The 12,388-nt window shown below is 50.2% G+C and carries 15 protein-coding genes; 7 read left to right on the forward strand and 8 right to left on the reverse strand.

Going from position 1 to position 12,388, the window contains the following annotated elements:
* Nucleotides 1-138 precede the first annotated feature (138 nt).
* Nucleotides 139-474: an osmotically-inducible lipoprotein OsmE gene (osmE, locus tag QRY16_RS08960; protein WP_193404023.1), complete on the forward strand. Its 336-nt coding sequence runs from the start codon at nt 139-141 to the stop codon at nt 472-474.
* Nucleotides 475-536: 62 nt separating this feature from the next.
* Here the strand turns inward: osmE and QRY16_RS08965 are convergent, their stop codons facing one another.
* The 6 genes from QRY16_RS08965 to hxpB all read right to left on the reverse strand — a co-directional run bounded on the left by QRY16_RS08965 (nt 537) and on the right by hxpB (nt 5,851).
* Nucleotides 537-923 (reverse strand): DUF6515 family protein, encoded by a 387-nt coding sequence (locus QRY16_RS08965; RefSeq protein WP_193404024.1) that lies wholly within the window; start codon nt 921-923, stop codon nt 537-539.
* A 197-nt stretch (nt 924-1,120) separates the two neighbouring features.
* Nucleotides 1,121-2,512 (reverse strand): L-cystine transporter, encoded by a 1,392-nt coding sequence (locus QRY16_RS08970; protein ID WP_289776334.1) that lies wholly within the window; start codon nt 2,510-2,512, stop codon nt 1,121-1,123.
* A 152-nt stretch (nt 2,513-2,664) separates the two neighbouring features.
* Entirely contained in the window at nt 2,665-3,255 is a 591-nt protein-coding gene (locus tag QRY16_RS08975) for a metal-dependent hydrolase (RefSeq protein WP_289776335.1), read from the reverse strand.
* 136 nt (nt 3,256-3,391) lie between these two features.
* Nucleotides 3,392-4,153 carry a 2-dehydro-3-deoxy-D-gluconate 5-dehydrogenase KduD gene (gene kduD / locus QRY16_RS08980; protein WP_289776336.1) on the reverse strand — a complete coding sequence of 254 codons (762 nt, stop codon included), beginning with the start codon at nt 4,151-4,153 and terminating at the stop codon, nt 3,392-3,394.
* Nucleotides 4,154-4,169: 16 nt separating this feature from the next.
* The gene (gene kduI, locus QRY16_RS08985) at nt 4,170-5,006 is read right to left on the reverse strand and encodes a 5-dehydro-4-deoxy-D-glucuronate isomerase (protein WP_289776337.1); all 837 of its coding nucleotides are present in this window, start codon (nt 5,004-5,006) and stop codon (nt 4,170-4,172) included.
* Between the two features lie 176 nt (nt 5,007-5,182).
* The gene (gene hxpB, locus QRY16_RS08990) at nt 5,183-5,851 is read right to left on the reverse strand and encodes a hexitol phosphatase HxpB (RefSeq protein ID WP_193404028.1); all 669 of its coding nucleotides are present in this window, start codon (nt 5,849-5,851) and stop codon (nt 5,183-5,185) included.
* Nucleotides 5,852-6,006: 155 nt separating this feature from the next.
* Between hxpB and QRY16_RS08995 the strand changes: the two genes are divergently transcribed.
* Nucleotides 6,007-6,543, forward strand: a complete 537-nt coding sequence (locus QRY16_RS08995) for a YniB family protein (protein ID WP_193404029.1) — start codon at nt 6,007-6,009, stop codon at nt 6,541-6,543.
* Nucleotides 6,544-6,547: 4 nt separating this feature from the next.
* Here QRY16_RS08995 and QRY16_RS09000 read toward each other — a convergent pair whose 3' ends face one another.
* Both QRY16_RS09000 and ghoS read right to left on the reverse strand, forming a co-directional pair.
* Nucleotides 6,548-7,441: a fructosamine kinase family protein gene (locus tag QRY16_RS09000; RefSeq protein WP_289776338.1), complete on the reverse strand. Its 894-nt coding sequence runs from the start codon at nt 7,439-7,441 to the stop codon at nt 6,548-6,550.
* Between the two features lie 86 nt (nt 7,442-7,527).
* Entirely contained in the window at nt 7,528-7,836 is a 309-nt protein-coding gene (gene ghoS / locus QRY16_RS09005; protein WP_193404359.1) for a type V toxin-antitoxin system endoribonuclease antitoxin GhoS, read from the reverse strand.
* A 350-nt stretch (nt 7,837-8,186) separates the two neighbouring features.
* On the opposite strand from ghoS, the gene QRY16_RS09010 reads away from it, so the two are divergent.
* The 5 genes from QRY16_RS09010 to rplT all read left to right on the forward strand — a co-directional run bounded on the left by QRY16_RS09010 (nt 8,187) and on the right by rplT (nt 12,370).
* Complete coding sequence (locus QRY16_RS09010) at nt 8,187-8,948, forward strand: DUF481 domain-containing protein (RefSeq protein WP_193404031.1); 762 nt, start codon at nt 8,187-8,189, stop codon at nt 8,946-8,948.
* A gap of 244 nt (nt 8,949-9,192) precedes the next feature.
* On the forward strand, nt 9,193-11,121 hold the full coding sequence (gene thrS, locus QRY16_RS09015) for a threonine--tRNA ligase (RefSeq protein WP_289776339.1): 1,929 nt from the start codon (nt 9,193-9,195) through the stop codon (nt 11,119-11,121).
* A 3-nt stretch (nt 11,122-11,124) separates the two neighbouring features.
* Entirely contained in the window at nt 11,125-11,676 is a 552-nt protein-coding gene (gene infC / locus QRY16_RS09020; RefSeq protein ID WP_193404360.1) for a translation initiation factor IF-3, read from the forward strand.
* Nucleotides 11,677-11,776: 100 nt separating this feature from the next.
* Nucleotides 11,777-11,974, forward strand: a complete 198-nt coding sequence (rpmI, locus tag QRY16_RS09025; protein ID WP_004157374.1) for a 50S ribosomal protein L35 — start codon at nt 11,777-11,779, stop codon at nt 11,972-11,974.
* A 39-nt stretch (nt 11,975-12,013) separates the two neighbouring features.
* Nucleotides 12,014-12,370: a 50S ribosomal protein L20 gene (gene rplT, locus QRY16_RS09030; protein WP_193404033.1), complete on the forward strand. Its 357-nt coding sequence runs from the start codon at nt 12,014-12,016 to the stop codon at nt 12,368-12,370.
* Nucleotides 12,371-12,388: the final 18 nt, after the last annotated feature.

The following is a 12,388-nucleotide window of genomic DNA, read 5'->3' on the forward strand; positions in this document are numbered from 1 at the left end:
GGATGCTGTGCCGGTAAATCAGCTTTCTTTACTAAAACCTGACGCTTCAGAATTCACTTAAAGTTCGGCATTAACTTGATAAATCTGGATTTATGTTCCAGGCTTTTTCCACATGGACAATAAATGAGGAACAACAAGATGAATAAAGTGATGGGATGTATCGCTGCGGCGCTGACGCTGGCTGCTCTGTCTGGTTGTACGACTTACGATCGCGCTGAAAGCTACGTGACTAAGCCGGTAGTGAAGGACGTTAAAAAAGGGATGACGCGCGATCAGGTTCGCCAGATTGCGGGAACCCCGTCGACTGAAATTACCATGGTTCACGCACGTGGTACGTGTCAGACCTATGTTCTGGGCGAGCGCAACGGTAAGCCGCAGACCTATTTCGTGAGCTATAACGATACCGGTCGCGTAATGAACTACGGTTTCCAGAGCTGTGCAGATTACGATACCGATCCGCAAGCCAGTCAGTAAATCGCAGACAGAATAAAATAATGAACGGCCCGTCAATGACGGGCCGTTTTTCGTTGGATAAGTTACAACCCAGCAGGACGAGGGACTTCGACATAATCGCCATTGATCTCTCGCTGGTAGTAATGTCCTGCCTGTACATAAAAACGTTTGCCGTTGAAATCAAGCACACGCATGGCACTGCCTGACGGTTCTGCTGGCGGCTCAACCACCACGTAGTTATCCCCCTGACGTTGGTAATAACTGCCGTTCAGCAGGTAATACGTCAGACCACCGATCAACACGGCGGTAGCCGCGTCGGGCAGAAAACCCAGCCGGCCAGGCCCGCCCCAGTGCGGTCCAGGTCCACCCCGGTGGGGTCCCGGACCGGGGCCCCATCCATCGGCATGGGCAAAAGCAAAAGCGGGCGATAACAGGGTTAACGCCAGCATCGAGGCGATAACTTTTTTCATGAGCATTCTCCTGGAAAGACTGGATGCAGGATTCTCCTTTTAGCGGGTAAAGACAAGCGTAAAAAGGGCGTTTTTTCGCCTCTTTACCATGCTTAACGTTTTCTTAACGGAGACGCCATGAAGGCAGGGAATTGTGGAGAGGTTACGCTGGAAAAAAGCAACCAACCTGGCGCAAAAACGCCAGGTTGCAGGGGAAATTAACGATGCGCCAGTTCAACGTGCTCGTCGCTTTCCAGGCGTTTTTTGTCGGTTAAACCTAACCAACGGCTGGTCAGTGAACCGGCGGTCATTGAGCCATTAACGTTCAGAGCAGTGCGGCCCATATCAATCAGCGGTTCGATGGAAATCAACAGGGCAACCAGCGTAACCGGCAGGCCCATTGCAGGCAGTACAATTAGCGCGGCAAAAGTTGCACCACCACCGACGCCCGCTACGCCTGCAGAGCTTAGCGTAACGATACCGACCAGCGTTGCAATCCACAGCGGATCAAAGGGATTGATGCCAACCGTAGGCGCAACCATCACGGCCAGCATGGCTGGATAAAGTCCGGCACAACCATTTTGGCCGATAGTCGCACCAAACGAAGCTGAGAAGCTGGCAATGGATTCCGGCACGCCCAGGCGACGGGTTTGTGTCTCGACGCTTAAAGGAATACTGGCTGCGCTGGAGCGGCTGGTAAAAGCAAACGTTATCACCGGCCAGACCTTCTGGAAGTAGCGCAGCGGATTGATCCCATTGACCGACAGTAGCAGCGCGTGCACGGCAAACATGATTCCCAGGCCAAGGTAAGAGGCCACCACGAAACTGCCTAGCTTGATGATGTCCTGCAGGTTTGAACCGGCCACCACTTTAGTCATCAATGCCAGCACACCATAAGGCGTCAGCTTCATGATCAGACGCACCAGTTTCATCACCCAGAATTGCAGCGTCTCAATCGCCACAAGTACGCGCTGACCCTTTATTTCATCGTCTTTCAACAGTTGCAGTGCGGCAACGCCGAGGAAGGCGGCAAAAATCACGACACTGATGATTGAAGTCGGATTCGCACCTGTCAGATCAGCAAACGGATTTTTCGGGATAAATGACAGCAGCAGCTGCGGCACGCTCAGGTCAGAGACTTTGCTGACGTAGTGACTTTGAAGGGCGCTGAGGCGGGCGGTTTCCTGTGCACCCTGGACTAATCCTTCAGCGCTGAGACCAAACAGACCGGTAACAAACACACCAACCAGGGCCGCAATCGCGGTAGTAAACAGCAGTACGCCAAGGGTCAGCACGCTGATTTTACCTAAAGAAGAGGCATTATGCAGACGCGCCACCGCGCTGAGAATCGAGACAAATACCAACGGCATGACGATCATTTGCAGCAGTTGCACATAACCGTTGCCGACAATGTTAAACCAGTTCAGGGAGGTTTTTACCACCTCGCTGTTTTCACCATAAATGAGCTGCAATGCCAGGCCAAAAAGCACGCCGATGACTAAGCCAGACAGCACTTTTTTCGACAGGCTCCACTTTTCACGGCCAAGACGTGACAGCAGCACGAGTAGCACGACAAAGGTCACGATATTAAGGATAAGGGGAAGACCCATACTGAAACTCCAGGATAATGCTGCGCTAAGTGAGGTGACAGGCAGCATAATGTTAATCACGAATTAAGCGTGCCGTAATGGTAGCAGTAGGTTATGGTGCAGCCTTATACCCAAATGGAATGGCATATAACTTACTGGTTAAATTCGTTTGTTTAGTGTGCACTTTGGTCAGAGATAAGGCGGCTGACGCCGTTTTGTAGCGTATCAAACAGCTGGCTGGGCCAGCCATTTGCCCCAAAAGAAGGCAGGCCAACAGGAAACCACAGCGCGTAGCCGACTAAACCCAGACATAAGGCGCGCTCCAGTTGGTTACCTTTTTGGCTATTCAGGATGGGTAAGCGGAAGCGCCAGCGGCACGGCCACAATAATGGGACCCCGGCGGGTGTCAGCATATCGGCAACGATATGGCTGAGATAACCTAACGTCATACCTTGCAGCACATCAGCAGGCAGCGGCCAGTCTTTAGGAACATTGATCTGAAATAGCCACAGCGCCGCAGCGACTGCAAGCAGGCTATGCGTAAAGCCACGATGACCAAAGGCGCGCGCAATGGGCTGAGAAAGCCATCGCAGGCGCTGGCCTAATACGGATTTAGGATGATCGATGTCGGGCAGCAGGCAGGTTAATAACGTTGCCGGGACCAAATGCCACCAGTCTGCCTGCGCCATCACGGGTGTGAGTTCGGCACGTTTAACGAAAATAGCGCTGGCAATGGCAAAAATGATATGGCCTTCGGCCGTCATGATAAAACCTGGCTGCAACAAACTGTCAATGCATCCAGTATAGGGATTTAACCAGTAAATGAGAACATGTGACGCTGTAACGAAGCATTAATTTTTTTAAAAGCGGCGGGCGATTGGATCTTGCCCGTCCTGAACGTTAGCGTGCCAGCCAGCCCCCGTCCACGGCAAGGGTATAGCCGTGGACGTAATCTGAAGCGGCAGAGGCGAGAAAAACAACGGGTCCCATCATGTCATCCGGGATGCCCCAGCGCCCGGCCGGAATGCGTGCCAGGATTTCTTCACGACGTGATTCATCGTTACGTAACTGTTCTGTGTTATTGGTGGCCATATAACCCGGCGCAATGGCGTTGACGTTGATGTTATGTCTGGCCCATTCATTTGCCATCAGACGCGTTAAACCCATCACCGCGCTTTTCGATGCAGTATAAGAGGGCACGCGAATTCCGCCCTGAAATGACAGCATTGAAGCAATATTGATGATCTTGCCGCCGTGACCTTGTGCGATAAACTGGCGAGCAACCTGCTGAGACAGAAAAAACAAACTTTTGCTGTTGACGTTCATCACATCGTCCCAGTCCTGCTCGCTGAAATTCAGCGCATCGTCACGGCGAATAATGCCAGCGTTATTGATCAGAATATCGATCTTACCGCAGGCGGCAACAGCCTGTTCGACCATTTGTGTCACCACTTCCGGGTGGGTAAGATCAGCCTGTAGCGAGCAGAACCGGCGGCCAAGCGCTTCCACTTTGCTTTGCGTGTCCGCAGGGTCAGTACGGTTAACCCCGATAATATCGCAACCAGCCTGTGCCAGTCCTAATGCCATTCCTTGCCCCAGGCCGGTATTACAGCCGGTGATCAGCACCACTTTGCCTTCCAGATTAAACGCATCCAGTACCATCTTGTTTCTCCTTCGCTTAGCGCAGCTCGCTGATGTTGAGAGGGTCCATATCATCAAAGACCTGATTTTCACCTACCATGCCCCAGATAAAGGTATAGCGTTGTGTGCCGACCCCGGCGTGAATGGACCAGCTGGGTGAAATCACCGCTTGCTCATTGTGAATCAGCAAATGACGCGTTTCCTGCGGTTGGCCCATCATATGAAAGACTGCAGCTTCATCAGGCATATCGAAATAGAAGTACACCTCCATGCGACGCTCGTGGGTATGGCACGGCATGGTGTTCCACAGGCTGCCCTCTTCCAGTTTGGTTAATCCCATCGTGAGCTGGCAGGTTGGCAGCACATCCGGGACAATAAATTTATTGATAGTGCGACGATTAGAGGTAGCTGCACTGCCTGTCGTGACGGAAGAGGCATCCTGCAACGTGATTTTTTTATCAGGAAAAGTGTGATGGGCGGGGGCGCTGTTGTAATAAAACTTAGCCGGTTGAGCAGGACTGGCGCTGCGGAAGGTGAGATGACGCGCGCCCTTGCCAATATATAACGCTTCTTCACTGCCGATTTCCCAGGTTTTGCCGTCTATATCGATCACACCAGGGCCGCCAATGTTGATCACACCGAGTTCGCGCCGTTCAAGAAGATAGCTCACGCCAAACTGTTTGCCGATTTCATCCCCAAAGGTCACCGAATGATTTACCGGCATCACGCCGCCGATAATGATGCGGTCAATATGGCTGTAGGTCAGCGTATACGTATCGGCTTCGAAAATTTTCTCAATCAGAAATTCGCGACGTAGTGCGGCGGTGTCCAGCTGTCTGGCGTGATCGCTGTGAATGCTTTGACGAACGTCCATCTCAGACCTCTCTGCAAAAGTTTTACGCGCCCCGACTGGGGTGTCTTTGCGCATCTTAGGAAGAGTGATACCTGAATTCAATAAAAATGAAACATTGTTTTATTTATTTGTGGGGCAGGTCAATACTGTCACCAGGCAGGCATTAAAAATCCGCCTTTATTCAGGCGGGTGGAAAGTTAACCCTGCAAATGTGCCACGGTAAGCTGCGTCAGATCGTCGAGTCTGACGTTGGCTAACGACCAGCGCGGATCGTGACGGTATTCAGCGGCAGGCACCACAACAGAACGCATACGCGCCGCTTTGGTGGCAATCATGCCGTTGAATGAATCCTCAAGCGTTACGCAGTTAAGTGGATCGATGCCGAGCTTAGCAGCCGCATCAAGGTAAACCTGGGGATGCGGCTTGCTGTAAGGCAATGCTTCGGCAGAAACCAGCACCTCAAAATAGTGGCGCAGATTAAAAATTTCTAAAACGCGCTCAAGCATAAATAACGGAGAAGCAGAAACGAGGCCAGTCTTTAACCCTTGCTGCTGGCAAAGTTGCAGCGCGTTTTCAACGCCAGGCAGCAGCGGACGAGCTTCTTCAATCAATGACAGCGCACGCGTAATAATGCGATGGGTGACTTCCTGTTGGTCTGGGCCACGCCATGGCAGCGTTTCGTACCACATTCGCACTACCTGGTCGATGCGTAAACCCAGCGTGTCGGGCAGTTCGCTGCGGCGAGTCAGGTCTACATCAAGCGTAGAAAAAATATCCATTTCGGCCTGATCCCACAGCGGTTCAGAATCGATAATTAATCCATCCATATCAAACAAAGCGGCAAGAACAGGGCGGTGATATGGCATACAGCGTCTCCTTGTGAAGTTTGCGCTACCTTAGCATAAACGTTCGACGACGGCGTAGACGGCTCCTGACGGTCGCAGCCCGCTCATTTTTTTGGGAAATTTTCGTATGCACAGGTAAACTTAGTGCACATTGGATTTTGGGTTCAGGAGATACCATGACCTATCAACAGGCTGGCCGCATCGCCATCCTTAAGCGTGTGGCTGGCTGGGTGATTTTTTTACTGGCGTTACTTTCAACGGTGATTTCTGTGCTGAGTTTTATGTTTAAGCACAGCGAAAAGCAGCCTGGCATTGATGCTGTAATGCTGGATTTTGTCCATGTGATGATCGATATGGTGCGCTTTAATACGCCGTTTCTGGGCTTCTTCTGGCACAACTCGCCGGTGCCAGAGTTTAATGGTCAGATGAATATCGGCTTTTGGCTTATCTATATTTTGATTTTCGTTGGGCTGGCGCTGGAAGCATCAGGCGCAAGAATGGCGCGCCAGGCACGCCATATTAAAGAAGGAATTGAAGATCAGATGATACTGGAGCAAACGAAAGGCAGCGAAGGGCGCTCACGTCAGCAACTTGAAGAGAAAGTACGTGTGCCGCGCCATACCATTTTTTTACAAATCTTCCCGCTGTATATTTTGCCCATAGTGATTGCGGTAGTCGGGTATTTTGTGCTGTCACTGCTGGGATTGGTTTAAGCACTCAGGCCGGTTTAGCCTGGCGCTGTGCCGCTTCATCTTCATCTAATAACTGGCCAATGGCGAATTGCGCTTCGCTAAGCCAGTTACCGCCAAAAACATTGGCGCGATTAAGTAAATAGTAGAGTTGATAAACCGGTTGCCGCTGGGAGAATCCATCCGGCAGCGGCCAGACAGTATGATACCCCTCAAAAATCTGGCGTGGCAGATGGTCAAACCAGTTTAGCATCGCTAAATCACATTCACGATCGCCCCAGTAACAGGCGGGATCAAAAATCCATGGGCCTTGCGCGCTGCCCGCGCAGTTTGTCGGCCAGAGATCGCCATGAAGGAGAGAAGGTTGCGGATGATGAGACGCCAGAACGCGCTGTACACAGGCGACAATCAAGTCAGTATCGCCATATTGAATACCCTTCTCAGCGGCGATTTGGAGCTGCCAGCCAATGCGTTGTTCAGCGAAGAAAACTGACCAGCGCCGGAGCCAGCTGTTTGGCTGCGGCGTCGTCGTAATATTGTTATCGAAGTCGAGGCCAAATTGCGTCTGCTCGCTCCACTGGTGCAGACAGGCCAGCTGCTGGCCGAGCTGAAACGCGCTGTGCTCATTCAGAGGCTGTGGCGCGATATATTCCAGCAACAGAAAGCTGTCATTGCGATCATTGCCAACGCCGTAAACTTTAGGCACGCGAACTGTTTGCGTGCGTTCAAGCAGCGCTAGCTGATCGGCCTCCCAGGTAAATAGCGATAACATTTCCCGACTATTACATTTGACGAACACGTCATAATCGCCATAACGAATATGCCAGGCAGGATGAACGTCTCCACCGGGAAGTTCATGGCGTTGTGTGATTTCGGCGTTGCCTAACTGCTCGCTTAACAGACGACTAATGGCTGACCACATCGGGCTATCCTCTTTATTCGCTGCGTAAGAACGATTGTAACGCTTAAATATTCACCAAAACCAGTGCTGGTGCACGGCTTATCTGCTCAGACGGTTGAATTTTTATCTGGCGCACTACGCAAGAAATCTTCCAGCGTGGTAATTGTCACTTCTGGCTGCTGCCCCAGCACACTTTCGCCTGCGGCGGTGACTTGCTGTTGCAGTTCAGCCTCTTCAAGGGTAGTGATAATGCCAAAACTATTGGTACCCAGCTCATGAGAATGACCTTCATCATCGATTAGCGCGGTGGTAAAGCCCGCCGACGTCATGGCGCTGGTCAGTTCGAGAATGTCGCTTAGACCGGATTCCTGAAAATGGAACGTAGCAATATAACGGGTTAACGATTGCTTGCTCATCATTCACCTCTGCCTGGTTAGACTGTCCTCAGCGTAGACTACGATAAAAAAATGGGCGAATTATTAAGGAGATGAGAAGACGATTTTTTAATTATCTACGCAAAGCGACGTAAGACGACAAAGACAGGATAAGATATTTCTCCTGTTTATTGGCCTGTGTCTACGGTAATTTCCCCGGATAATGCGCCGCGTGAATAAGAAAGTTCCCATAATTCAATAATTACCAACTGAGTACAGGCGCTTTTATGGCGTTAATATTTTTTTACAAAACTTACCGTAAATAGCATTTATTGCTCAAGGAAACGCTGCAAAAATCTTCGTTTTTTAAACTGTCGCACGGATCACACTTAATGAAAGCCTTCAACAAGCTGTCTGCTGTTCTTTTACTCTCTGCCGGCGCATTTTGTCATCAGGCATTGGCCGATAATGCCGTTTTTACATCTATGGATGATCCTTCTACGGCTAAAAAACCGTTTGAAGGTTCTGCTTCTGCGGGGTATCTCGCTCAGACCGGTAATACCACCAGCGCATCGTTGACTGCTCAAACCAACATGACGTGGTATCAAAGTTCCATGGCTTACAGCTTGTGGGGCAACGCGGCAAATACATCATCTAACGATGAACGCTCTTCAGAGACTTATAACATTGGCGCGCGTACCCGCTATAACTTGAGTAACTACGATTACCTGTTTGGGCAGGCTAGCTGGTTAAGCGACCGCTTTAACGGTTATGATTCACGCGACGTATTAACCGCCGGTTACGGACGCCAACTGTTAAATGGCCCGGTACATTCTCTGCGTGCTGAATTCGGTCCGGGTGTCCGTTACGATGATTTCCAGGGCGGTGGGCATGAAACCAAAGCGCTGGGTTACGGCGCAATTAGCTATCAGTGGCAGCTGACGGATACCACTAAATTCGTGCAGGGCGTTTCTGTATTGAGCAGCTTTGGTGAAGATACGACGCTGAACTCAGAAACCGGTTTACAGGTTGCAATCAACGATCACTTCGCGCTGAAACTGGCTTACAACGTGACCTGGAATAACAATCCTCCAGAGTCTGCGCCAGATCGCACCGACACTAAAACCTCCGTTATGCTGACTTACGCAATGTAAGCATATTTCTGTTACCCCGGTTAAAGCAGCCTGGCATGATGTCAGGCTGTTTTTTTTGTTCTCTCCGGTGGTTAGGTGAAAGTGCATGGGTTTTGCTTGTTGTGTAAAACTGCTATTATTTGCGCCGCACTGCAATCTGGCGTCATTCCGACAATGTGGGTCTGACATTACGCCAGGTAATTAACTTTACTCAATGTTGCATGTAGGCTTTCGTGTGGCTTACCACTGCAATTAAGGATATGAAATGCCTGTAATTACGCTTCCTGACGGCAGCCAGCGTGTTTTTGATCGCCCTGTCAGTGTGATGGATATTGCGCTGGACATTGGCCCAGGCTTAGCCAAAGCCTGTATCGCTGGACGGGTAAATGGTGAGCTGGTGGATGCGGTTGATCCCATCAATGAAGATGCCTCCGTTGCCATCATTACCGCGAAAGACGAAGCCGGTCTGGAAATTATCCGTCACTCCTGCGCGCACCTGTTAGGTCATGCGATCAAGCAGTTGTGGCCAGACACCAAAATGGCGATTGGCCCGGTGATTGATAACGGCTTCTATTATGATGTCGATATTGATCGCACCCTGACCCAGGAAGATATTGACCTGCTGGAAAAGCGCATGCATCAGTTGGCAGAGTCCAATTACGATGTCGTGAAGAAAAAAGTCAGCTGGCAGGAAGCGCGCGACGTGTTCGCTGCGCGTGGTGAAGTCTATAAAACCACCATACTTGATGAAAATATCAGCCATGACGACCGTCCAGGCTTGTATCATCATGAAGAATACATTGACATGTGCCGCGGTCCGCACGTGCCAAACATGCGTTTCTGCCACCATTTTAAATTGCAGAAGATTTCCGGCGCCTACTGGCGCGGTGACAGCAATAATAAAATGCTGCAGCGTATTTATGGCACCGCATGGGCAGATAAGAAGCAGCTTGCTGCCTATCTGCTACGTCTGGAAGAGGCAGCAAAACGCGATCATCGTAAGATTGGTAAGCAGCTTGATCTCTACCATATGCAAGAGGAAGCGCCAGGAATGGTGTTTTGGCATAACGACGGCTGGACGATCTTCCGTGAGCTGGAAGTGTTTGTTCGCAGCAAACTGAAAGAATATCAGTATCAAGAAGTTAAAGGTCCGTTTATGATGGACCGCGTGCTGTGGGAAAAAACCGGGCACTGGGAAAACTATAAAGAAGCGATGTTCACCACCTCATCTGAGAATCGTGAATACTGTATCAAGCCGATGAACTGCCCAGGTCACGTGCAGATCTTTAATCAGGGTTTGAAATCGTACCGCGACCTGCCGTTGCGTATGGCAGAGTTTGGTAGTTGCCATCGCAACGAACCATCAGGTGCGCTGCATGGCTTAATGCGTGTACGTGGTTTTACCCAGGATGATGCCCACGTTTTCTGTACAGAAGAGCAGGTGCGTGACGAAGTAAACAGCTGTATCCGCATGGTTTATGACATGTACAGCACCTTCGGCTTTGAAAAGATCGTGGTGAAATTGTCCACCCGTCCAGAAAAACGCATTGGCACCGACAAGATGTGGGATCGTGCTGAAGAAGATCTGGCTGCCGCGCTGAATGAGAACAATATTGAATTCGAATTCCAGCCTGGCGAAGGCGCTTTTTATGGTCCGAAAATTGAATTCACCTTGTACGATTGTCTCGACCGTGCCTGGCAGTGCGGGACAGTTCAGCTAGACTTTTCGCTGCCGAAGCGTTTAGATGCCACTTATGTTGGTGAAAACAACGATCGCCAGACGCCTGTGATGATTCACCGTGCGATTCTTGGGTCGATGGAGCGCTTTATCGGCATCCTGACCGAAGAATTTGCCGGTTTCTTCCCGAGCTGGTTAGCTCCGGTACAGGCTGTGGTAATGAATATTACCGACGGGCAGGCAGAATATGTTGAGTCTTTGACACGTAAATTGCAGAATGCAGGCATTCGTGTGAAAGCAGACTTGAGAAACGAGAAGATAGGCTTTAAAATCCGCGAGCACACATTACGTCGCGTCCCTTATATGTTGGTCTGTGGTGATAAAGAGGTGGAAGCTGGCAAAGTGGCCGTTCGCACCCGCCGTGGTAAAGACCTGGGGTCGATGGATGTCGATGTGTTTGTTGAGAAGCTGCAACAAGAGATTCGCAGCCGAAATCTTCACCAATTGGAGGAATAAGGTATTAAAGGCGGAAAACGAGTACAACCGACGCGTCCAAATCGAATCAACAGTGAAATCCGCGCGACCGAAGTGCGCTTAACCGGCATTGACGGCGAGCAGATTGGTATTGTCAGTCTACGCGAGGCTTTGGAAAAAGCTGAGGAATCGGGCGTTGATTTAGTAGAAATCAGCCCGAACGCCGAACCGCCGGTTTGCCGTATTATGGATTACGGCAAGTTCCTCTATGAGAAAAGCAAATCTTCTAAGGAACAGAAGAAAAAGCAAAAAGTTATTCAGGTTAAGGAAATTAAATTCCGTCCTGGAACCGATGATGGCGACTATCAGGTCAAACTACGCAACCTGATTCGCTTTCTGGAAGAAGGCGATAAAGCCAAAATCACGCTGCGTTTCCGCGGTCGTGAGATGGCGCACCAGCAGATTGGTATGGAAGTGCTTAACCGCGTCCGTAAGGATCTGTGTGAAGATCTGGATTTGGCCATTGTCGAATCCTTCCCTTCGAAGATCGAAGGCCGCCAGATGATCATGGTGCTCGCTCCTAAGAAGAAACAGTAGGCTTTCAAGTAACATCAACCGCGCAGCGTTCGCGCTGTGCGGATGTTTGTTCGCCTGTCTGGGTCATGTTATCAACAATGCGAAGTGGATATTTTTTAAAATGCCAAAGATTAAAACCGTACGTGGCGCGGCTAAGCGCTTCAAGAAGACCGCTTCTGGCGGCTTCAAGCGTAAACACGCAAACCTGCGTCATATTCTGACCAAAAAATCTACTAAGCGTAAACGTCATCTGCGCCCTAAAGGCATGGTGTCTAAAGGCGATCTGGGTCTGGTTATTGCCTGCCTGCCATACGCATAAGTCCATTTTTTAAACAGAATATAGAACAGGAGAGCTCACATGGCTCGCGTTAAACGTGGTGTAGTTGCTCGCGCACGTCACAAAAAAATCTTAAAACAAGCTAAAGGCTATTACGGTGCACGTTCACGTGTTTACCGCGTTGCCTTCCAGGCTGTTATCAAAGCTGGTCAGTATGCTTACCGTGACCGTCGTCAACGTAAGCGTCAGTTCCGTCAGCTGTGGATCGCTCGTATCAACGCAGCGGCGCGTCAGAACGGTCTGTCTTACAGCCGTTTCATCAATGGTCTGAAAAAAGCAGCCATTGAAATTGACCGTAAAATCCTGGCCGACATCGCTGTATTCGACAAAGTGGCATTCACTGCACTGGTTGAAAAAGCGAAATCAGCGCTGGCGTAAGTCAGATGAAAAAGGGAG

The sequence above is a fragment of the Mixta mediterraneensis genome (assembly GCF_030283135.1).
In the GTDB taxonomy this organism is placed as follows: Bacteria; Pseudomonadota; Gammaproteobacteria; order Enterobacterales; family Enterobacteriaceae; genus Pantoea; species Pantoea mediterraneensis.

Excerpts from the sequence above, each read along its gene's own strand:
- osmE (WP_193404023.1), top strand. The coding sequence starts at position 139 with ATGAATAAAGTGATGGGATGTATCGCTGCGGCGCTGACGCTGGCTGCT.
- QRY16_RS08965 (WP_193404024.1), bottom strand. The coding sequence starts at position 923 with ATGAAAAAAGTTATCGCCTCGATGCTGGCGTTAACCCTGTTATCGCCC.
- QRY16_RS08970 (WP_289776334.1), bottom strand. The coding sequence starts at position 2,512 with ATGGGTCTTCCCCTTATCCTTAATATCGTGACCTTTGTCGTGCTACTC.
- QRY16_RS08975 (WP_289776335.1), bottom strand. The coding sequence starts at position 3,255 with ATGACGGCCGAAGGCCATATCATTTTTGCCATTGCCAGCGCTATTTTC.
- kduD (WP_289776336.1), bottom strand. The coding sequence starts at position 4,153 with ATGGTACTGGATGCGTTTAATCTGGAAGGCAAAGTGGTGCTGATCACC.
- kduI (WP_289776337.1), bottom strand. The coding sequence starts at position 5,006 with ATGGACGTTCGTCAAAGCATTCACAGCGATCACGCCAGACAGCTGGAC.
- hxpB (WP_193404028.1), bottom strand. The coding sequence starts at position 5,851 with ATGCCATATCACCGCCCTGTTCTTGCCGCTTTGTTTGATATGGATGGA.
- QRY16_RS08995 (WP_193404029.1), top strand. The coding sequence starts at position 6,007 with ATGACCTATCAACAGGCTGGCCGCATCGCCATCCTTAAGCGTGTGGCT.
- QRY16_RS09000 (WP_289776338.1), bottom strand. The coding sequence starts at position 7,441 with ATGTGGTCAGCCATTAGTCGTCTGTTAAGCGAGCAGTTAGGCAACGCC.
- ghoS (WP_193404359.1), bottom strand. The coding sequence starts at position 7,836 with ATGAGCAAGCAATCGTTAACCCGTTATATTGCTACGTTCCATTTTCAG.
- QRY16_RS09010 (WP_193404031.1), top strand. The coding sequence starts at position 8,187 with ATGAAAGCCTTCAACAAGCTGTCTGCTGTTCTTTTACTCTCTGCCGGC.
- thrS (WP_289776339.1), top strand. The coding sequence starts at position 9,193 with ATGCCTGTAATTACGCTTCCTGACGGCAGCCAGCGTGTTTTTGATCGC.
- rpmI (WP_004157374.1), top strand. The coding sequence starts at position 11,777 with ATGCCAAAGATTAAAACCGTACGTGGCGCGGCTAAGCGCTTCAAGAAG.
- rplT (WP_193404033.1), top strand. The coding sequence starts at position 12,014 with ATGGCTCGCGTTAAACGTGGTGTAGTTGCTCGCGCACGTCACAAAAAA.